This window comes from Falsiroseomonas oleicola (genome assembly GCF_019029495.1).
In the GTDB taxonomy this organism is placed as follows: domain Bacteria; phylum Pseudomonadota; class Alphaproteobacteria; order Acetobacterales; family Acetobacteraceae; genus Falsiroseomonas; species Falsiroseomonas oleicola.
In genome coordinates, this window is sequence record NZ_JAERQM010000001.1 from 184874 (window position 1) to 205062 (window position 20189).

At 70.0% G+C, this 20189-nt stretch carries 20 protein-coding genes; 5 read left to right on the top strand and 15 right to left on the bottom strand.

Annotation, left to right across the window (positions count from 1 at the left end; translation table 11 throughout):
• Positions 1-13 precede the first annotated feature (13 nt).
• The 6 genes from JJQ90_RS00895 to JJQ90_RS00920 are packed head-to-tail and all read right to left on the bottom strand — an operon-like array spanning position 14 to position 3492.
• Positions 14-328, bottom strand: coding sequence for a cupin domain-containing protein (locus tag JJQ90_RS00895; protein ID WP_329959336.1), 315 nt, complete (start codon positions 326-328; stop codon positions 14-16).
• Positions 325-1263, bottom strand: a complete 939-nt coding sequence (locus JJQ90_RS00900) for a dihydrodipicolinate synthase family protein (RefSeq protein ID WP_216872593.1) — start codon at positions 1261-1263, stop codon at positions 325-327. The genes JJQ90_RS00895 and JJQ90_RS00900 overlap by 4 nt, the downstream gene beginning before the upstream one ends.
• Positions 1264-1285: 22 nt before the next feature.
• Positions 1286-1777 carry a YcgN family cysteine cluster protein gene (locus JJQ90_RS00905; RefSeq protein WP_216872594.1) on the bottom strand — a complete coding sequence of 164 codons (492 nt, stop codon included), beginning with the start codon at positions 1775-1777 and terminating at the stop codon, positions 1286-1288.
• A 58-nt stretch (positions 1778-1835) separates the two neighbouring features.
• Positions 1836-2096, bottom strand: coding sequence for a DUF3297 family protein (locus JJQ90_RS00910; RefSeq protein WP_216872595.1), 261 nt, complete (start codon positions 2094-2096; stop codon positions 1836-1838).
• Complete coding sequence (locus tag JJQ90_RS00915; RefSeq protein WP_216872596.1) at positions 2093-2734, bottom strand: HD family hydrolase; 642 nt, start codon at positions 2732-2734, stop codon at positions 2093-2095. Before JJQ90_RS00915 ends, JJQ90_RS00910 begins: the two co-directional genes overlap by 4 nt.
• 8 nt (positions 2735-2742) lie before the next feature.
• Positions 2743-3492 carry an MBL fold metallo-hydrolase gene (locus JJQ90_RS00920; protein ID WP_216872597.1) on the bottom strand — a complete coding sequence of 250 codons (750 nt, stop codon included), beginning with the start codon at positions 3490-3492 and terminating at the stop codon, positions 2743-2745.
• 73 nt (positions 3493-3565) lie between these two features.
• On the opposite strand from JJQ90_RS00920, the gene JJQ90_RS00925 reads away from it, so the two are divergent.
• From JJQ90_RS00925 to JJQ90_RS00945, 5 genes are all read left to right on the top strand, one after another.
• Positions 3566-4777: a metallophosphoesterase family protein gene (locus JJQ90_RS00925; RefSeq protein ID WP_216872598.1), complete on the top strand. Its 1212-nt coding sequence runs from the start codon at positions 3566-3568 to the stop codon at positions 4775-4777.
• Positions 4774-8235, top strand: coding sequence for an AAA family ATPase (locus JJQ90_RS00930; RefSeq protein ID WP_216872599.1), 3462 nt, complete (start codon positions 4774-4776; stop codon positions 8233-8235). The genes JJQ90_RS00925 and JJQ90_RS00930 overlap by 4 nt, the downstream gene beginning before the upstream one ends.
• A gap of 26 nt (positions 8236-8261) precedes the next feature.
• A complete protein-coding gene (locus tag JJQ90_RS00935; protein ID WP_216872600.1) occupies positions 8262-9797 on the top strand; it encodes a UxaA family hydrolase in 1536 nt (511 codons plus the stop codon).
• Positions 9798-9890: 93 nt separating this feature from the next.
• Positions 9891-10301, top strand: coding sequence for a VOC family protein (locus JJQ90_RS00940; RefSeq protein WP_216872601.1), 411 nt, complete (start codon positions 9891-9893; stop codon positions 10299-10301).
• Positions 10302-10404: 103 nt separating this feature from the next.
• Entirely contained in the window at positions 10405-12612 is a 2208-nt protein-coding gene (locus tag JJQ90_RS00945) for an esterase-like activity of phytase family protein (RefSeq protein WP_216872602.1), read from the top strand.
• 6 nt (positions 12613-12618) lie between these two features.
• Here JJQ90_RS00945 and JJQ90_RS00950 read toward each other — a convergent pair whose 3' ends face one another.
• The 9 genes from JJQ90_RS00950 to JJQ90_RS00990 form a co-directional block, all read right to left on the bottom strand.
• Positions 12619-12939 carry a YdhR family protein gene (locus tag JJQ90_RS00950; RefSeq protein ID WP_216872603.1) on the bottom strand — a complete coding sequence of 107 codons (321 nt, stop codon included), beginning with the start codon at positions 12937-12939 and terminating at the stop codon, positions 12619-12621.
• A gap of 2 nt (positions 12940-12941) precedes the next feature.
• Positions 12942-13133, bottom strand: a complete 192-nt coding sequence (locus JJQ90_RS00955; RefSeq protein WP_216872604.1) for a hypothetical protein — start codon at positions 13131-13133, stop codon at positions 12942-12944.
• 25 nt (positions 13134-13158) lie between these two features.
• Positions 13159-14004, bottom strand: coding sequence for a fumarylacetoacetate hydrolase family protein (locus JJQ90_RS00960; RefSeq protein WP_216872605.1), 846 nt, complete (start codon positions 14002-14004; stop codon positions 13159-13161).
• 38 nt (positions 14005-14042) lie between these two features.
• The gene (locus tag JJQ90_RS00965) at positions 14043-14792 is read right to left on the bottom strand and encodes an SDR family oxidoreductase (protein WP_216872606.1); all 750 of its coding nucleotides are present in this window, start codon (positions 14790-14792) and stop codon (positions 14043-14045) included.
• A gap of 11 nt (positions 14793-14803) precedes the next feature.
• A complete protein-coding gene (locus tag JJQ90_RS00970) occupies positions 14804-16594 on the bottom strand; it encodes an IlvD/Edd family dehydratase (protein ID WP_216872607.1) in 1791 nt (596 codons plus the stop codon).
• Between the two features lie 151 nt (positions 16595-16745).
• A complete protein-coding gene (locus JJQ90_RS00975; RefSeq protein WP_216872608.1) occupies positions 16746-17579 on the bottom strand; it encodes a transporter substrate-binding domain-containing protein in 834 nt (277 codons plus the stop codon).
• Entirely contained in the window at positions 17576-18466 is an 891-nt protein-coding gene (locus JJQ90_RS00980) for a polysaccharide deacetylase family protein (protein ID WP_216872609.1), read from the bottom strand. Before JJQ90_RS00980 ends, JJQ90_RS00975 begins: the two co-directional genes overlap by 4 nt.
• 21 nt (positions 18467-18487) lie before the next feature.
• Positions 18488-19252, bottom strand: a complete 765-nt coding sequence (locus JJQ90_RS00985; RefSeq protein WP_216872610.1) for an amino acid ABC transporter ATP-binding protein — start codon at positions 19250-19252, stop codon at positions 18488-18490.
• 3 nt (positions 19253-19255) lie between these two features.
• Positions 19256-20104, bottom strand: a complete 849-nt coding sequence (locus tag JJQ90_RS00990) for an amino acid ABC transporter permease (protein ID WP_216872611.1) — start codon at positions 20102-20104, stop codon at positions 19256-19258.
• Positions 20105-20189 lie beyond the last annotated feature (85 nt).

The following is a 20189-nucleotide window of genomic DNA, read 5'->3' on the forward strand; positions in this document are numbered from 1 at the left end:
CTCCCCGGAATGCTCAGCCCGCCAGGGCCTTCAGCTCGACCTCGACGAAGGACATCTTCTCCGTCCCGGCATTGACCACATTGTGCTCCACCCCCGGATCGCGGGTGTAGGAGACGCCGGCCGTCAGCGTGGCGTTGGCGGTGGCACCGCCCGGCAGTTCCAGCAGCAGCGTGCCGTCCGTCACCGGAATCACCACATAGCCCCAGCCATGGCGATGCCAGCCCGTTTCCGCGCCGGGATCGAAGTCCCAGCGCGTGACGCGAACCATGGCGTCGTCCTGCTGCACGGTGCCGATGGCCGGCGCCCGGCAGGTGAGCGGCGTGCTCACTCCGCGGCGGCCTTCATCCCAAGGCCCGGCAGCGGCAGGGCGCCGGCCGCTTCCATATTGTCCCAGGCCTTCTGCCCGGCCTCGGCGGACAGGGGCAGATGCGGCGGGCGGATGTTGCGCCAGGCGTCATCGCCGGTGGCGCGGGCGATGATCTCGCGCAGGCCAGGGATGAGCGGGGAGGCCGTGGCCGCCTTGCGGGTCGCGTTCAACACGGCCTGCGCCGCATCGGCCTCCGGCCCGGTGCGGTGCTTGTAGACAAGTGCGCCGAAGCGCGCGTTCACATTGCCGGCCGCGGTGATGCAGCCCGCGCCGCCCTCGGCCAGGATCTTCTGCACGAACTCGTCGGAGCCCGAATAGACCTCGAAGCCGTCCTTGGCGAAGGCGTCGATCATCGCCTTCATGTTCGCGTAGTCGCCGGAGCTGTCCTTCACGCCCTTGATCTGGCCCGGAAAGGCCTTCAGCAGCCGCCCGATCAGGTCCAGGCTGAAGGGCACCGCGCTCTGCTGCGGAAAATGGTACAGGTAGATGGCGATGCCGCCGCCAACCCGCTGAACCAGTTCGGAGAAATACGCGAACAGCCCGTCATCCGACGGCGCCTTGTAATAGAAGGGCGGCAGCACCAGCACGCCGCGGCAGCCCTGCGCCTTGGCATGCTTCGTCAGTTCCACCGTATCGGCGAGCGAGGCGCAGCCGGTGCCCGGCATCAGCTTCGTGGCCGGCACACCCCGGGCGATGATGCCCTCCAGGATCTGCTTGCGCTCCTCGAAGCCGAAGCTGTTCGCCTCGCCGGTGGTGCCGAGGATGCCGAGGCCGTTGCAGCCATTGGCCAGCAGCCAGTTGCAATGGGCGGCATAGCGATCGAGGTCCGGCGAGAAGTCGGCCTTCATCGCCGTCAGGGCCGCGGCGTTCACGCCGCCGAAAAGCGCGTCTTTCATCGGTTCGGGTCCTTCCCGTTGGTCATCGATCCGCCCGCCTCGGGCGGGGTTTGGGCCGTGCCGCCGGCGGCCAGTTGCCCGGCCAGTCCACGGCATGGTCTTCCAGCGCCCCGGCATCCCGTTCCGCGACACTGCGGCCGCGCACCGAAACGCCGGCCGCATGCACCGTCTCCCGCGTGCCGGAGACCAGCGGGTGCCACCAGGGCAGGTCGCGACCCTCGGCCAGCAGGCGATAGGCGCAGGTGGGCGGCAGCCAGTCGATCGCGGCGACCTTGGCCGGGGTCAGCTTCACGCAGTCCGGCACCATGGCCTTGCGGTTGGCATAGTTGCGGCACAGGCAGCTTTCGCCATCCAGCAGCCGGCAGGCGACGCTGGTCCAGACCAGCTCCTCGGTCTCCGCATCGCGCAGCTTGTGCAGGCAGCAGCGGCCGCAGCCGTCGCACAGACTTTCCCATTCCGGGCGCGTCATCGCGCCAAGGGTCTTGGTCCGCCAGAAGGGTTCAGGGCCTGCCATCAGCGGCAACCTATCCTGTGCGGCCCCGGCTGCAAACGGCGCCGCGCGCCGGCGCGCCTCAGCTTTCGGCGGTATCGCGGAAATAGGGCTCGACCGTGCCCTTCAGCTTCAGCGTCAGCGGCTGGCCCTTGCGGTCCACCGCCTTGCCGACGGAGACCCGCACCCAGCCTTCGCTGACGCAGTATTCCTCGACATTGGTCTTCTCGACCCCGTTGAAGCGGATGCCGATGCCGCGCGCGAGCAGCGCCTCCTGATGGAAGGGGCTGCGCGGGTCCACGGAGAGGCGGTCGGGCAGGGTTTCGGGTGCGTCTTCGGTCATGGCGGGGTGGTAGTCGCCGCGGGGCGCGCTGCCAAGGGTTCCTGCAAGCGCCGCAGCGCCGCCAGGAAACGCGAAGCCGCGAGTTCCGGCGGCCAGGGCTGCCATGGGGTGCCGCCGAACTCCGCCACCAGCGGGTCCGTGGCCATCACCGCCGCCCGGATTCCGAGCGTGGCGCGCACCTCCGCCTGCGACCAGCCGGCGACATGCACCGCCTCCGCCGCCGCCATCGCCACATCCAGCTTCTTGTGCAGTTTTCTTTCAATCGGGTCCCAGGGCGGCAGGGCGTAGCGCTGTGCCAGCACGGCGGACAGCCGGTCCTGCAGGGCCAGGAATCCCGGCCCCAGAAAGGGCTTCAGCGGAGAGATGCAGTCGAAATTGGTCAGCCCCTCCTCCGCATCATGCAGCAGTTCCCTCAATGCCTCCGCCCGCCCAGGTGCCGGCTTTGTTCGAATTCGCAGCGCGAGTACGGCCAGCGAATGCTGCGCGACGGACAGCGGCGCACCTGGCCAGATGGAATGCCCGCCCCAGCGAAAAGTCCGGGACAAGCCGGTGGCCAGGTCCTCATCCGTCCAGTCGAAGGGCGTCGGCGCCAGCAGGTCCAGCCGGCGGCCGGAGGGCAGGCGGACCCAGGCGCGCACGGCCCCGCTCAAGGCGCCGTCAGGTCGAAATCGGCGGTCACGGCCAGGTCCTCGCTGAACCAGGACCGGATCGCCGCCTGCCGCTGCCCGCAATATTCGGGGTGGCCCTCCGCATCCAGCCGCATGGTCAGGTCATGCCCCGGCACCAGCAGCGTGCCCGCCACCGCCCGCCAGAGCGACCAGATGCCCGCCATGGAGGATTCGGAGGCTGCCGCATCCATGGTCATGTCGGCCGCCATCGACAGCATCTCCGCCCGGTTCTTCGCGGCGTCGCCACTGAAGATCACCGGCGGGTCGTTGCCGGCCAGGTAATAGACCAGGCAGCCCGGCGTATGACCGGGGGCGGCTATGGCATGGACGCCCGGCAGCGGCTGTTCCCCTGCCACGATCCGCCGGGTGCGCGGGCTGTTCGCCAGTTCGCGCACATGCAGCTCCGGCAGGGCGTTGAAATCCCAGGGCTCGGCCTCCGCCCAAGCCATTTCCTCGGCGCCGATCCACACGGTGGCGTTGGGGAACAGAGGCGCATTCACGCTGTGATCCCAATGGGCATGGGTCAGGAGGATGTCCGTCACATCCTCCCGCCCCACGCCCCTTGCCGCGAGCTGCTTGGCCAGTTCCGGCCGCACACCGAAGGACCCCACATCCACCAGGGCCACCCGCCCCTCCCCGCGCAGCAGGGCGATGGTGCTCCAGCCCAGCGCGCCATGGCAGACCGATTTGCCGGGATAGCCCTGCACCAGCACGTCCAGCGTATACATTCCATGCCCCTCGATCCCGCCTCCCACAGTAACGGGGTTGCGGAGGGCGCCAAGCCGGCCGATTCTGGAGGGGATGAAATTCCTGCACGCCGCCGATATCCACCTGGACAGCCCGATGGCCGGATTGCAGGCGCGCGGCGACCTGCCGCCCGATCTGCTGCGCGACGTCACCCGCCGCGCCTTCGCCGCGATGATCGACCTGGCGATCGCCGAGGACGTGGCCTTCGTCATCATCGCCGGCGACCTGTATGATGGCGACTGGAAGGATTTTTCCACCGGCCTGTTCTTCGCCGCCCAGATGAAGCGGCTGGCGCGTCCCTGCTTCCTGCTGCGCGGCAACCATGATGCGCGCAGCGTCATCACCAAGGACCTGTCCCTGCCGCCCAATGTGCGGGAATTCTCCACCCGCACCTGCCAGACGCATGAGCTGGGCGAGCTCGGCATCGTCCTGCATGGCCATTCCTTCCCGAATCGCGCGGTGCCCGAGGATCTCTCCCTAGGCTATGCCGAGCCGCGCCACGGCTGGCTGAACATCGGCGTGCTGCACACCTCCGGCAACGATCCCGGCGAGCACGAGACCTATGCGCCCTGCGATCCCGGCATGCTGCGGCTGAAGGGCTACGACTACTGGGCGCTGGGCCATATCCACCAGCGCCAGGTGCTGGCGGAGCGCCCCTGGATCGTCTTCCCCGGCAATATCCAGGGCCGCCACATCCGCGAATCCGGCGCCAAAGGCTGCAGCCTGGTGACGGTGGAGGATGGCCAGGTGGTCGCGGTGGAACATCGCGCCGTGGACATGCTGCGCTGGGCGATGCTGGAGGTGGAGGCCGCCGAGGATTCCGCGCTCAGCCGCCGGATCGCGGAGGCCGTGAGCGCAGCGCTGGCCGCCGCCGAGGACCGGCCCCTGCTCGCCCGCCTCGTGCTGACCGGCGAAGCCACCCCCGGCCTGGCCAGCGATGCCGAACGCCTCGCCGCCGAATGCCGCAACGCCGCCATCGAGGCGGGCGGCGAAGTGCATGTCGAGGCCGTCCGCCTCCGCACCCGCCCTTCGCGCAGCCTGGCCGCCGGCACGCTGGCGCCGCTGCGCGCGGCCTTCGAGGCCGGCCTCGCCGACCCGACGCGCGTTGCGGCACTGCTGGCGGAAATGGCGGCGCTGCGGGCCAAGGTCCCGGCGCCGGCACGCGATGCGCTGGACCTGCCGCAGGATGCTGAGGCGCTGGCGCGGCTCGGCGCGGAGGCCTGGGAGTTGGCCGCCGCCGCCATCGCCGCGGAGCAGCCGGCGTGAGGCTGCTGCGCCTGGATCTGCTGCGCTACGGGCATCTGACCGACGCGCGACTGGATTTTCCCGAAGCCGCGCCATTGGTGGTGGTGCTCGGCGCCAATGAGGCCGGCAAGTCCACGGCCCTGGCCGCGATCGGCGACGCGCTGTTCGGCTTCCCCGCGCGCAGCCCCCACGCCTTCCTGCATGAGACCAGTGCCCTACGCCTGGGCTTCGAAATCCTCGGCCAGGACGGCAGCCGCACCGCCTTCCTGCGCCGCAAGGGCAACAAGAACACCCTGCTGGACAGCGCGGAAAACCCGGTGCCGGAGGCCGCGCTGCTGCGCCTGCTCGGCGGTGCCGGCCGGGAGTTGTTCAAGACCACCTATGGGCTGAACGGCGCCACGCTGCGCGATGGCGCGCTTTCGCTGCTGCAGAGCGGCGGCGAGGCCGGCGAGAGCCTGTTGGCCGGCATGGGCCTGCCGCATCTGCGCAAGGCGCTGGAGCGGCTGGATGCGGAGGCGAAGGCGCTGCATGGCGATGGCCGCGGCAAGCGCGCTCTTTCCGCCGCCGCCGAGGCCTGGAACGACCAGCGCCGCGCCGCCGAGGAAGCCTCCGTGCGCCCGCGCGACTGGCTCGCCGTCACCGCCGAACTTGAGGACATCTACGGTAAGCGGGAGGCCGCGACGCGGGAGGCCGATGCGCTGACCGCCGAATCGGCCCGGCTGCACCGCACCCGCCGCGTGCTGCCGCTGCTGACCGCGCTGGCCGCCCGCCGCGACGACCTCACCGCCGTCGCCGATGCGCCGCACCTGCCCGCCGGCGCCGCCGAGACCCTCGCCCGGCTGGTCGAGGCGCGACGCCTCGCCACCGAGGATCTGCGGCGGGAGACGGTGGAGGCCGAGACCCTGGCCCGCGACGCCGCCGCCCTGCCGCGGGATGCCGCGGTGCTGGAGGTGCAGGACGCCATCGACCGGCTGGTCGAACAGCGCGCCAGCATGGTCCAGGCCGAGGCGGACCTGCCGCAGGTCCAGCGCAAGGTGGATGGCTACCGCGCCGAGGTGATCGAGGCTGCCGCCGTGCTCGGCAGCGCGGCGACGCCGGAGGCGGTGCGGGATGCGCTGCCCAAGGCCGCCGACCGCGCGGCGGCCCAGGCCCTGATCCGCCGCCGCACCGAACTCACCACCGCGCTGGGCACGGCGGAGGACGCGCTGGCCCAGGCCGAGCGCCAGAGCGACGCGGCGCGGGCGAAACTGGCGGCCGGCGCCGCGCCACCCCCGACCGCGCCGCTGCGTCGCGCCATCGACGCGGCCCGTGGCGAGGGTCCGCTCGACCGGGAGCTGGCGGCGGGCCAGCGCGCGCTGGCCGATGCTGCGCACGCCGTGGATTCGGCGCTGGCCGCCCTGCCGCTCTGGTCCGGCGACCTGGCCGCCCTCGCCGCCTGCCCATTGCCTCTGGCCCCGGCGGCGGAGGCCGCCGCGCTGCGCCTGGCCACCACCAGCAGCGAAGTGGAGGCCGCCCGCCTCGCCGAGGCGGCGCTGGGCAGGGAAATCGCCGGGCTGGAGGAGGAGGTGCACCATCTCGCCCGTGGCGAGACCGTGCCGACCCGCGCCCTCATCACCGCCGAACGCGCCCGCCGTGACGAGACCTGGGCGACCCTGCGCGGCGCCCTGGAACTCGGCACCCCAGCCGAACCCGGCCTGCTCAATGCCTTCGAGGCCCTGCGCGACAGCGCCGACCGCCTGGCCGATGCCCGTGCCGACGATGCCGCGCGGGTCAATGACTACGCGGCGAAATCCGCGCGTCTCGCCTTGCTGCGCAGCCGCCTGCCGGACAGCGCCACGGCCCGGCGGCTCGCGGAAGACCGTGCCGCGATGGCGGAGGGCGCCTGGCACAACCTCTGGCAGCCCGCCGGCCTCGCCCCGCAGGATGCCGCGACCATGGCCGAATGGCGCCGCGCCCGCGCCGAGGTGCTGCGGCTCGCGGCGGTGGCCGAGGAGGCCCGGCAGAAGCGCGATGCTCTGGCCGCGCGCCATGCCGAGGCGCTGGCGCTGCTGCCATGGGGCACGCCGGGCGACAGCCTCGCCACGCGGCTCGGCCGGGCGCGCGATGCGCTGGAGGTCGCGGAGGCCGCGGAGGCCGCGCATCGCGGCCTCGCCAGCCGCGCCGCCGATGCGGCGGAACTGGCCGAGGCCGCGCGCCTTGGCGCGGCGCGGGCGCGGGCGGCGCTGGACGCCTTCGCGCCGCAATGGCGCGCCACCACCGAGGCGCTGGGCCTGCCCGCCGAAGCCTCGGCCGAGGCGGTCGAGGCCGCGCTCGGCGCCTGGACGCGCGTGGCGGAGGCGGCCAAGGCCTGGCGCGGCGACGCGGTCCGGATCGCCGATATGCAGGGTGCCGTCACGGCCTTCGCGGAGGCCACGCAAGCCGTGCTGCGGCACCTCGGTGAGGCGGATGCCGACTCCCCCGCCTTGGCCGTGGCTCAACTCGCCCGCCGTCTGGCCAGCGCCAGGACGGCGGATGCGGAAGCCCGTTCCCTGGCCAGGCGCCTGCGCGCAGGCCAGCAGGAAGCCGCCGCCGCGGCCGACCGGCTGGGAGCGGCGGAGCGGGACCTCGCCACGCTGCGCCACGCTGCTGGCGCCGCCGATCTGCCGGCGCTGGAAGCAGCGATCGCCCGTGCCACCGCCCGCGACGCGCTGCGAAGCGCCATCGCCGGGCTGGAGGCGGATCTGCTCGCCCAGGGCGATGGCCGCGACGAGGCCGCGCTGCGGGCGGAGGCCGAGGGCACCGACACGGATGCGGCCGCCGCCCGGCAGCAGCGCATCGACGCCGAACAGGCGGCGCTGCGCGAAACCCTCACCCGCCTCGGCGCCCGGCAGCAGGATGCCGAATCCCGCCTGCTCGCCATGCAGCGGGGCCATGACGCCGCCGCCCATGCGCAGGAGGCGCGACACCGTCTGGCGGAGGCCGCCGCCGCCGCCGAGCGCTATGCCCGGCTGCACCTGGCCCGTAGCCTGTTGCAGGCCGGCATCGAACGCATCCGCCAGGAACGCCAGGGCCCGCTGCTGCGCCGTGCCGGCGAACACTTCGCGCTGCTGACGGAGGGCCGCTACACCCGCCTCACCACCGATGAGGACGAGGCCGGCGGCACCCTGCTGCGCGCCGTGCGCGACAACCGCACGGAATGCCCGGTGGAGGCGCTGAGCGAGGGCACGCGGGACCAGCTTTACCTCGCGCTGCGGATCGCGGCGGTGGAGGCACAGGCCAGCGCGACCGAGCCCCTACCCTTCATCGCAGACGACCTGCTGGCGACCTTCGACGATGCCCGCGCCACCGCCGCCCTGGCGCTGCTGGCCCGGCTGGGGGCCACGACCCAGACCATCCTGTTCACCCATCACGCCCATCTGGCGGAGTTGGCGGCGCGGCAGCCCGGGGTCGTGGTGCGGGAGATGCCGCCCCCCTTCCAAGCGGCGATGCCGGCAGCCTAAGCTGACCCAAACGGAGGACAACGAACATGGACGCCACCACGCTGCCGCCGGTGCTCCGCCTCGCGCCCGATGATGGCGTGCTGATCGCCCGCATCGCCCTGCCGCCCGGCACCACCGTCGTGCCGGGGATCGCGGTGGGGGCAAAACGCATCCCGCCTGGCCACAAGGTGGCGATCCGCCCGCATGCGGCGGGCGATGAGATCCGCCGCTACGGCCAGATCATCGGCTTCGCGACCGAGACCATCGCGCCGGGCGACTGGGTGCACACCCACAACTGCGCCATGGGCGATTTCGCCAAGGACTATGCCTATAGCCGGGAGGTGAAGGCGACGGCCTATGCCAATACCCCTGCCAGCTTCATGGGCTTCCGGCGCCCGGATGGCCGCGCGGCGACGCGCAACTACATCGGCATCGTCACATCCGTGAATTGTTCGGCCCATGTCGCCGACCTCATCGCCGATGCCTTCAAGCGCAACCCCTTTGCCGGCACCGACCCGCTGGCCGACTTCCCGAATGTCGATGGCGTGGTGGCGCTGACCCACAAGACCGGCTGCGGCATGACGGAGGGCGAGCCGCTGCGGCTGCTGCGGCGGACGCTGGCCGGCTATGCGCGGCACGTGAATTTCAGCCATGTCATCGCCATCGGCCTCGGCTGCGAGGTGAACCAGCTCGGCGGGCTGCTGGAGGAACAGCGCCTCGCCGGGCGGCTGCGCAGCATGGACATCCAGGAGATGGGCGGCACCCGGAAGACCGTGGAAGCCGGCATCGCCTTCGTGCGGGAAGTGCTGGCGGAGGCCAATGCCGCGCAGCGCGTGCCGATCCCGGCCAGTGAGCTGGTCGTCGCCCTGCAATGCGGCGGCAGCGACGGCTATTCCGGCATCACCGCCAACCCGGCGCTGGGCTATGCCAGCGACCTGGTGGTGCGCCACGGCGGCACCGTGATCCTCTCCGAAACGCCGGAGACCTACGGCGCCGAGCACCTGCTGACGCGCCGCGCCGTCTCCCGCGAAGTGGGCGAAAAGCTCGTCGATCTGATGCGCTGGTGGGAGGATTACACGGCTAAGGAGGGCGCGGAGATGAACGCCAACCCCTCCCCCGGCAACAAGGCCGGCGGGCTGACCACCATCCTGGAAAAATCGCTCGGCGCCATGGCCAAGGCCGGCACCACGAACCTGGTCGAGGTCTATCGCTACGCCGAACCCGTGACGGCGAAGGGCTTCGTTTTCATGGACACCCCCGGCTACGACCCGGTCGCCGCCACCGGGCAGGTGGCCGGTGGCGCGAACCTTGTCTGCTTCACCACCGGCCGGGGTTCCGTCTTCGGCGCCAAGCCCGCCCCCTCCATCAAGCTCGCCACCAATACGCTGATGTATGAGCGCATGTCGGAAGACATGGACGTGAACTGCGGCACCATCGTCACCGGCGAGGAAAGCATAGAACAGGTCGGCCAGCGCATCTTCGAACTCATGCTGCGGGTCGCCAGCGGGGAACGGACGAAAAGCGAGAGCTACGATTTCGGTGGCAGTGAATTCGCCCCCTGGGTGATCGGCGCGACGATGTGAGGCCGGCGGGGCAGCAGGCCCGGCTTCGCGCTGTCGTGCGACAAATCTCCGATCCGGCACAGGGTGTCTGACCAAGGCCAGGAGACCTCGACCATGACGGAAGCAAAACCCGGCACGCTATGCCCCTGCCTGCGCTACCAGGACGCGCCGGCAGCGCTGGACTGGCTGGAACGCGCCTTCGGCTTCCGGCGCGGGCTGGTGGTGCCGGACGACAAGGGCGGCATCGCCCATGCGGAGTTGCACCTGGATGGCGCCGGGCTGGTCATGCTCGGCTCCGTGCGGCCGGACGGTTTTGGCAAGGCGCCCGGCCAATTGGGGAACATCACCGGCAGCATCTACATCCGCACCGCCGATGCCGATGCGGCGCATGACCGCGCCGTGGCGGCCGGGGCGCAGGTGGTGCGGCCGCTGGAGAACACCGACTACGGGTCCCGCGATTTCTCGGTGCGCGATCCGGAGGGCCATGTCTGGTCCTTCGGCACCTACTGGCCTGAGACTCCGTGAAGGTTTCGGGTCAGTCTCGATCCGGACTTGCCGGGCATCGGGGCGGATGCGACGCCGTGGGCGCCGCGGATTGGCGCGGCACAGTCGAACGGCCCCGATCCCCATGCGCATCTCCCTCCGCACCCTGCTGCTCACCAGCCTCTGCGCCCTTCCCGCGGCGGCGCAGGAGGCTCCAGTCTTCAATCGCATCGCGACGATCGAGGCGGTGCGCATGCTGCCGCCGGATCGCGACCGCGCCGGCCGCTCCATCGCCGAGATCGTCACCGCCTCCGCCGATGGCAATACGCTGATCTATGTCGATGGCGGGCAGCGCGGCCTGGGTTTCGTGGACATCGCCGACCCCGCCGCGCCGCGACCGGCCGGCTTCCTGCCGCTGGATGGCGACCCCACCTCCGTCACCGCGCGCGGCGCCCGCGCCTATGCCGTGCTCGACACCTCCCCCAGCAAGGCAGCACCCAGCGGCCATGTCGTGGTGGTGGATATTGCCGGCCGGCGCATCGAGCAGCGCTGCGACCTCGGCGGCCAGCCCGATGCGGCGACGATCAGCCCGGATGGCCGCACCCTGGTCGTGGTGATCGAGAATGAGCGCGACGAATCGCTGGACCGCGGCCGCATCCCGCAACTGCCGCCGGGCAACCTGACCCTGCTGCCGATCACCGAGGCGGGGCTGGATTGCGCGGCGCTCCGCCGCGTGGACCTGACCGGCCTCGCGGCCGTGGCGCCGACCGATCCGGAGCCGGAATTCGCCGATGTGAATGGCCGTGGCGAGGCGGTGGTGACGCTTCAGGAGAACAACCATCTGGCCATCGTGAACCTCGCCGAGGGCCGGGTCGTGGCGCATTTCAGCGCCGGCACGGTCGATCTCGACCAGGTCGATGGCCGCCGCGACAACCTCATCCGCCCGACCCAGCGCCTGACCGGCCTGGTGCGGGAGCCGGATGCGGTGCGCTGGCTGGATGACGAGCGCTTCGTCACCGCCAATGAGGGGGACATGGTCACCGGGTCCCGCGGCTTCACCATCTTCCGCCGCGACGGCACGGTGGAATGGGATTCCGGCAATTTTCTTGAGCACCTGGCGATCCGCACCGGCCATTACCCCGAGGCCCGTTCCGCCGCACGCGGCAATGAGCCGGAAGGGGTGGAGGTCGCCCGCTTCGGCGATCACCGGCTGATCTTCGTCGGCTCCGAACGCGCCTCCCTGGTCAGCGTCTGGCAGGATCGCGGGCCGGGCCAGGCGCCGGTCTTCCTGCAGGTGCTGCCGGCTGGCGTGGCGCCGGAGGGGATGCTCGCCATTCCGTCGCGGGGCCTGCTGGTGGTGGCCGGCGAGGGCGACAATCCTCAGACCGGCCTGCGCTCCACGCTCACCATCTATCAGCGCGGCGCCGCGCCGGCCGCCTATCCGACGCTGGTTTCGGAAAACAGCGCGGCGGGCACGCCGATCCCCTGGGGCGCGCTGTCAGGCCTCGCCGCCGACCGCGCGGTGCCGGGCCGGCTGTTTGCCGTGACGGACAGCGTCTATGCCGAGGCGCAGATCCTGACCATCGACGCCACCGCCACCCCCGCCCGCATCACCGGCAGCCTCACCGTGACGCGCAACGGCACGCCGGCGGCCGGCCTCGATATCGAGGGCATCGCCCAGCGCGCGGATGGCAGCTTCTGGCTGGCGTCGGAGGGCAATCCGGAGCGGGCGCAGAACAAGACCGCGAACCTGCTGCTGCGCGTCTCCGCCACCGGCGCCATCGAGGAGGAGATTGCCCTGCCGGAGGCCCTCGCCCGCCGCGCGCTGCGCTTCGGCTTCGAGGGTGTGACAGTGACCGGCGAGGGCGCCGAGGAGACGGTCTGGATCGCGGTGCAGCGGCCCTGGACCGGCGACCCGGCGGGCCATGCCATGATCCTGCGCTACCAGCCCGCGACGCGCATCTGGGGCGTGCTGCACATGGCGCTGGACTCGACGCCGGCCGGGTGGATGGGGCTTTCGGAAATCACCGCGGTCGGCCCGGATCGCTTCGTGGTGATCGAGCGCAACAACCAGTGGGGGGAGCGGGCGATCAAGCGGCTGGTGCTGATCTCGACGGCCGGACTGACGCCCGCCGCGCCGGATGCGGCAACCGTTCCCGTGGTCACGCGCCGCCTGCTGCGCGACATGGTGCCGGATCTGGCGGCGAGCCGCGGCACGGTGCTGGAAAAGCTGGAGGGTTTCGCCATCGACGCGGCCGGCAATGCCTTCGCGGTCACTGACAATGACGGCGTGCAGGGTGCCTCCGGCGAGACGCAATTCCTGCGGCTGGGTCGACTGCCGACGGATCCCTGAGGCGGTTCAGGGGGCTGGAGGAACCGGCCCCCGGTCGATGCGGGTCAACACGTCGTTGACCCCACGATAGCTCGCCTCGATCTCCGTCACGCCGCGGGCGGCGAGGCGACGGGCGTGCATGGCGTGATAGGCCTCGGCGGCCGCACGGGTCTCGAACAGATAGACACCGCCAGCACGGCCAGCGGCGGGCTCCTCGGTCCAGATCTTCCAGATCAACCCGGACTGGCCGGCGATGTCTTCCGCCAACGGCCTAAGCGCCTCCGTCCGTTCCGGACCGAAGGCGCTGTTGGGGAAGTCGAAGATCAGGACGGTGGGTCCGTCCTGCATTCTCAGGGTGCCGGCGGGGCGGCCGGAGCGTTCAGGTCGAGGAACTTCAGCGGCCGCCAGCCGGACACGTTGTTGGCCTCGAAGCTCAGCTTCCAGGTGCGGCCACTGCTGCTGTCCACCAGCACCACGAACATGCCGGTGCCAACCGGGCAGGCAACAACCTGGTAGCGGCCATTCTCATTCGATTCGGACAAAACACGACACTCCTGACTGCTCTTGTCACGCGAAAGATACAGTGCGCTGCACCTGCTCGCCAAGTCCCTGAATCGACAAACGGATGCTCTGTCCCGTTTTTAGAAACACAGGAGGCTTCTGTCCAAGACCAACTCCCGGCGGCGTCCCGGTCGAAATCACATCTCCTGGGTGCAGTGTTATGAAATGAGACACGTAGGAGACGAGATGTCGCACGCCAAAGATCATGGTGCGCGTCGATCCATCCTGCATCCGCACGCCATCGACATCCAGCGTCATCGCCAGGTCCTGCGGATCCGCGATCTCATCCTTCGTCACTAGCCACGGGCCAAGGGGCCCGAATGTGTCGCAGCCCTTGCCCTTGTCCCAGGTACCGCCGCGCTCGATCTGCCATTCGCGCTCGGAGACATCGTTGCACACCGCGTAGCCGGCGACATGCTCCATCGCCGTGTCCTCCGGCACGCATTTCGCGGTGGTGCCGATGATGATGGCGAGTTCGACTTCCCAATCCGTCTTCACGGAGTTCTTCGGGATCATCACGTCGTCATTCGGGCCGCAGACGGCGCCGAGCGACTTCAGGAAGACGATCGGCTCCTTCGGGATCGCGGCGCCGGTTTCCGCCGCATGATCGGCATAGTTCAGGCCGATGCAGACGAAGTTCTTCATGCCGGAGACGGGCGGGCCGAGGCGCGGCGTGCCGGTGACGACAGGCAGGCTGGCCGGGTCGAGGGCGGCGATCTGGGCCAGGCCGGCGGCGGAAAGCGCCACCCCCGCCAGGTCCGGGATAACGCCCGACAGGTCACGGATGGTGCCGGAGGAATCCAGCAGGCCGGGCTTTTCCTGGCCCGAGGGGCCGTAGCGGAGGAGTTTCATGGGAACCGCCTATAGTCGTGTTGGGGAATTTCGGGAAATCAAAGCGTCCAGCCGCCATCGATCAGGATGGCCTGGCCGGTGACGAAGGCGCTTTCCTCGCTGGCGAGGTAGACGGCCAGCGCCGCCATTTCCTCGGCCGTCGCCAACCGGCCCATCGCCTGGCGGGCGACGAAGGCGGCGCGTGCCGCTTCCTCGCTGCCGGCCGCGGCCGCATTGGCGGAGATGCGATCCCCCAGGCTCGGCGTGTCCACCGTGCCCGGGCAGATCGCGTTGCAGCGGATGCCCTGCGACACGTATTCGGTGGCGACCGACTTGGTCAGCCCGATCACCGCAGCCTTGGTAGTGCCATAGACGAAGCGGTTCGGCGCGCCCTTGATCGACGAACAGCCGGAGGACATGTTGACGATGGTGCCGTGCCTGCGCGCCAGCATCCCTGGCAGCGTGGCCTGCACCATCTTCCACATCGCGCGCACATTCAGGGCGAACCCGAAATCCCATTCGGCGTCGGTGGCCGTCAGCACCGTGTTCTGGTGCACGAAGCCGGCGCAGTTGAACAGGATGTCAAGCGGCCCCGCCGCGGCGATGGCGGCCGTGATCGCCGCATCGTCCAGCACGTCGAGCCCCTGGGTTGTCAGCCCCGCCGCCGTCAGATCGGCGAGCTTGCCGACATCCTTGTCGGTCGCGATCACCGTCGCGCCCTCGGCGGCATAGGCCAGGGCGGTGGCTCGCCCGATGCCCTGCGCCGCCGCCGTCACCAGGCAGCGCTTGCCTGCAAGTCGTCCCGCCATCGCCCCGCTCCTCAGTGGTTGTGCCGGCTTTCGCCGCGCGTCTCCAGGATGTTGAGGAACAGCGTCGCCGGCTCCAGGCAGCCGCCGGTGCCGAGCTGGCCCACCATGCTGCGATAGATCTCCTCCCACGGCGTCTTGTGCAGCAGCACCGGCGCGGTCCAGGCTGCGCGCCGCGCCTCCATTTCCTCCGCCGGGATCAGCACATCCACGCGCCGCGCCTTCAGGTCGATGCGGATCGGGTCGCCGTGTTTCAGCAGCGCGAGCCCGCCGCCGACCACCGCTTCCGGCGTGACATTGAGGATGGAGGGCGAACCGCTGGTGCCGGATTGGCGCCCGTCGCCGATGGTCGGCAGTGCCATGATGCCGCGCTTGATCAGCGCCGCCGGCGGCTGCATGTTCACCACCTCCGCCGCGCCGGGATAGCCCACGGCGCCGCAGTTCCGCACCACCAGCACCGTCGTCTCGTCGATGCCGAGGTCGGGGTCCTCGATGCGGGCGTGATAATCTTCCGGCCCCTCGAAGACCGCGACCTTCCCCTCGAAGACATCCGGGTTGGTGGTCAGGAAGCGCTCCCGGAAAGCCTTGTCGATCACGCTGATCTTCATCACGGCGCTGTCGAACAGGTTGCCGGACAGCACGATGAAGCCCGCATGCTCCTTCATCGGTTTTTCGAATGCGCGGATCACTTCGCGGTCCGGCTCGGGCAGCCCTTCCAGGTTTTCGGCCACCGTCTTGCCGGTGACGGTCATGACATCGCCATGCAGAATGCCTGCCTTCAGCAGTTCCCGCATCACGCCAGGCACGCCGCCCGCGCGATAAAAAGCCTCGCCCAGGAAGCGGCCGGCGGGCTGGCAATCGACCAGCAGCGGCACATCGGCGCCGACGCGCTGCCAGTCGGACAGGTCGTGCTCCACGCCCATATGGCGGGCGATCGCCACCATATGCACCGGGCAGTTGCTGGAGGCGCCGATGGCGGAGGCCACCATCACCGCATTCTCGAAGGCCTTTTTGGTCATGACGTCGGAGGGGCGCAGGTTCGCCTTCACCATTTCCACCGCGCGCACGCCGGTCATATAGGCCATCTGCGCGCGCTGCCGGTACGGGCCGGGGATGGCGGCGGAGCCGGTCATCGTCATGCCCACGGCTTCGGCCAGCGAATTCATCGACAGCGCCGTCCCCATCGTCGAGCAGTGCCCGACCGAGGTGGAGGACGACGCCACCATCTCGATGAAGCCCTCATAGTCGATCTCGCCGGCGGCAAGCTGCTTCCGCGCCTCCCAGACGATGGTGCCGGACCCCGCCAGGCGGCCATGCCACCAGCCATCCAGCATCGGCCCGCCCGGCAGGGCGATGGCCGGGATGTTCATGGTGGCGGCGCCCATCAGCATCGCCGGCGTGGTCTTGTCGCAGCCGGTGGTCAGCACGACGCCGTCGATCGGATAGCCGTGCAGGATTTCCACCAGTGACAGATATTGAAGGTTCCGATCCAGCGAGGCGGTGGGGCGCTTCAGCGTTTCCTGGATGGGATGCACCGGGAATTCCAGCGGCACGCCGCCGGCATCCCGGATGCCCGCCTTCACCCGCTCCGCCAGCGCGATGTGGTGGCGGTTGCAGGGCGAGATGTCGGAACCGGTCTGGGCAATGCCGATCATCGGCCGGCCCGACTGGAGCTCGGCCCGCGTCATGCCGAAGTTGAGCTGCCGCTCGATATAGAGCGAGGTCATCCCCGGATCCTGGGGGTCGTCGAACCAGCGCTGGCTGCGCAGGCGGAACGGCTTCTTCGTCTGGTCGTGGTCGTCCATGGGCCCCCTCCCCTTCGGCTGTCGCCGTTGGGGAGAGTGAGGCCCCCCGCCGCGCTTTCGTCAACCTCTACCCGGCGCGGCGGGCTCTGGCGTCCACCACATCCCGCGCCAGAGCCCCCGAATCCGGCAGAAATCCGCGAAACAGGCGTCGCTACTCACCCGCATCGATGGTGATGGCACTCAGCGCCTGACGCTCCAGCCCATGCCGGGCGAGGATCGCGCCATATGTGCCATTGGCGATCAGGCGCGTCAGCGCGCCGGCCACCGCATCACGCAACCCGGTCTGTCCCTTATCGAAGGCCATGCCGGAGAGGTTGCGAGAGATCGGGGCGCCGACGGTGACGAAATTCCCCGGATTCTGCTGCGACAGGTACACCACGAATTCCGCACCGAGGATCGCGCCATCGGCCCGGCCGGCCATCAGGTCGGTCCGGCTGGCGGCGGCGCCGTCGGAGCCGATGACGCGCATCGGCGGCCGGCCCTGCGCCACGCAATTGGCCTGGCTCCAGGCCTGCGCCTGCGGGAAGTAGTTGGTGGTGCGCGGGGTGGAGACGGAGCGGCCGCAGAAATCGGTCGCCTGCGTCGCGCCGCGCTGCATCGCCGTGGTGGTGAAGATCTGCGCGCCGGTCGAGACCACATCGACGAAGGTCAGCCTTTCACGCCGCGCCGGCAGGTCGGTCATGGCGCTGCCGCTGAAATCGACGCGGGCGGTGGTGATGGCGGGGATCAGCTGCGCGAAGGCCAGTTCCTCCCAGCGCACCTCCAGGCCGAGTTCCCGGCCGATGGCCAGTACCAGGTCCACATTGACGCCGCGCCGCTCATTCGTCGCCGGGTCCTTATAGGCCATCGGCGGATAGGTCGCCTCGATGGCGACGCGCAGGAAGCCCTGCTGGCGGATCGCCTCCGGCACCGGCTGCGCCCCGGCGGGCAGGGAAAGGCCGCTGGCCAGAAGGGCGGCGGCGAGGAGGGTCTTTCGGATGGTCATGCGGATGCTCCTGTATCGGCCGCCTCGCAGGCGGCGTAATGGGCGGCGATCGCCTCGCCGGTGGTGATCCAGACATCGCCATGGCCCTGCGCATAGCGCAGGAAGTGGCGCAGCAGCCGCAGCCGCATCGGCCGACCGCTGCATTGCGGATGCAGCACGGTGGTGACCATGCCGCCCCAGTCGCGCACCTCGTCCAGCTCATCCTTCCAGATCGAAAGAACGTGCTCCTTCGGCATCATCGGCCGCGGGCTGTAGCGATGCGACAGGCCGAACAGCCAGTCGTCATAGACCATGGTCACGGGCAGTTCGATCAGACCCGGCCGGCCATCCGCCAGCAGGTGGCGATAGGGCCGCACATCGTCGCGCCAGGAGGAGGAGTAGACCAGGCCACGCTCCTTCAGCAGCACGCGCAATTCCTCGCAGCTTTCGCCAGAGGGGGCGCGGTAGCCCTTGGGCACAACGCCGAGCCGCCGCTTCAGCGTCTCCAGCGCCCGGTCCACTTCATCGACCAGCCGCGGATCGCCAGGCTGCGGCATCAGGTGGTGGAAGCCGTGATGGCCGATCTCATGCCCGGCGCGCAGGATGGATTCCGCCATCACCGGATGCGCTTCGACCGACCAGCCGGTGATGAAAAAGGTGGCGCGCAGGGAAAGGCTTTCCAGCATGGCGAGCAGCATGCGGACGCCGATGCGGGCCTCATAGCCACCATAGGACATGGTGACGAGTTCCTCGTAGCGGGACGGGTCCTTGCCGGTCCAGGCGGTTTCCGCATCCACGTCGAAGGACAGGAACATCGCCGCGCGCTGGCCCTGCGGCCAGGGATATTCGGGCGCCAAGGCGGCACGGTTGGCGGGCAGCAAAGGCAGGTCGTCATGCGTCTCGTACATCGGGATGTCCGGTTCTGTCGTTCAGGCGAGCACGGCGGAGATGAAGGCCTGGGTCCGCGCCTCCCGGGGCGCGCTCAGCACCTCGGCGGGCGTGCCGGTCTCGATGATGACGCCATGGTCCATGAAGACCACGCGGTCCGCCACTTCGCGGGCGAAGCCGAGCTCATGCGTCACCACGATCATGGTCATGCCGGAGGCCGCGAGCTCGCGCATCACCGCCAGCACCTCCCCCACCAGTTCCGGGTCGAGCGCGCTGGTCGGCTCGTCGAACAGCATCAGGCGCGGCTTCATCGCCAGGGCACGGGCGATGGCGACGCGCTGTTGCTGGCCACCGGAAAGCTGGGCGGGGTAGCTCTCCGCCTTCTCGGCCAGGCCGACGCGGGCCAGCAGGGCGCGCGCCTCGGCCTCCGCCTCCGCGCGCGGCTGGCGCAGCACCTGCACCGGACCCTCGGTGATATTGCCGAGCGCAGTCAGATGCGGAAACAGGTTGAAGCGCTGGAACACCATGCCGGTGGCGCGGCGCTGGCGCGCGATCTCGGCCTCCGACAGCCGGTGCAGCCGCCCCTGCGCGGCGCGGTAGCCGGCCAGCTCGCCATCGACCCAGATGGCGCCGCTATCGGGTTCCACCAGTTGGTTCACGCAGCGCAGCAGCGTCGTCTTGCCGGAACCGGAGGCGCCGATGATGCAGACCACCTCCCCCGCCGCGACATCGAGCGAGACATCGCGCAGCGCCCGGAAATCACCGAAGGATTTGTTCAGGCGCACCAGGGAGACCAAGGGCCGCATCGCTCAGCGCCCCCCCGCCGAGCCGCGCGAGAAGCGGCGTTCCAGCAGCATCTGCAAGGGCGTCAGGATGGAGACGACCAGCAGGTACCAGAGGGCGGCGACGATCAGCAACTCGATGACATGGGCGTTGGCGTAGTAGATGTTCTGCGCGCTGTGCAGGATCTCGGTGAACTGGATGACGCTGGCCAGCGAGGTCAACTTCACCATGCCGATGAACTCATTGCCCAGCGGCGGGATCACCACCCGCATGGCCTGCGGGAAGACGATGCGGCGCAGCGCGCGCAGCCGCGTCATGCCGATCGCCTTCGCGGCCTCATACTGCCCGACATCGACCGAGAGCATGCCGGCGCGCACCACTTCCGACGTATAGGCGCCCTGGTTGATGGCGAGGCCGAGCAGCGCGGCGAAGGCCGGCGTCATCACATCCACCGTGCGCACCCAGCCGATGCCGGGCAGGCCGATGGTCGGGAAGATCAGCGCCAGGTTGAACCACAGCAGCAGTTGCAGGATGATCGGCGTGCCGCGGAACAGCCACGCATAGCCCAGCGCCACGCCCTGAAGCACCGGGTTGCTGGACATGCGCATCACCGCCGCCACCACGCCCAGCATGATGCCGAGCGCCATCGCCGCCACCGCCATCACCACGGTGTTGAGAAGCCCGCTGAGAATGGTCGGCGCGGTGATGAACTGCCCCACCACCTGCCATTCGATCTGCCCCACCGCGAAGGCCCGGGCGAGGCTGGCGAGCAGCAGCAGGATCACCGCCACGGCCGCCCAGCGCCCCCAGTGCATGCGGCGCACCACGACATGGTCCGAAAGGTCCGGCAGGTCGCTGTGCGGAACAGCCGCCATCAATCTGTCTCCAGGGCAAGGGGAGAAGGAGGCGATTCGGCTGCCGCAACCCTCATTGTAAAAATTGGATCATCTTCCGCCGGGG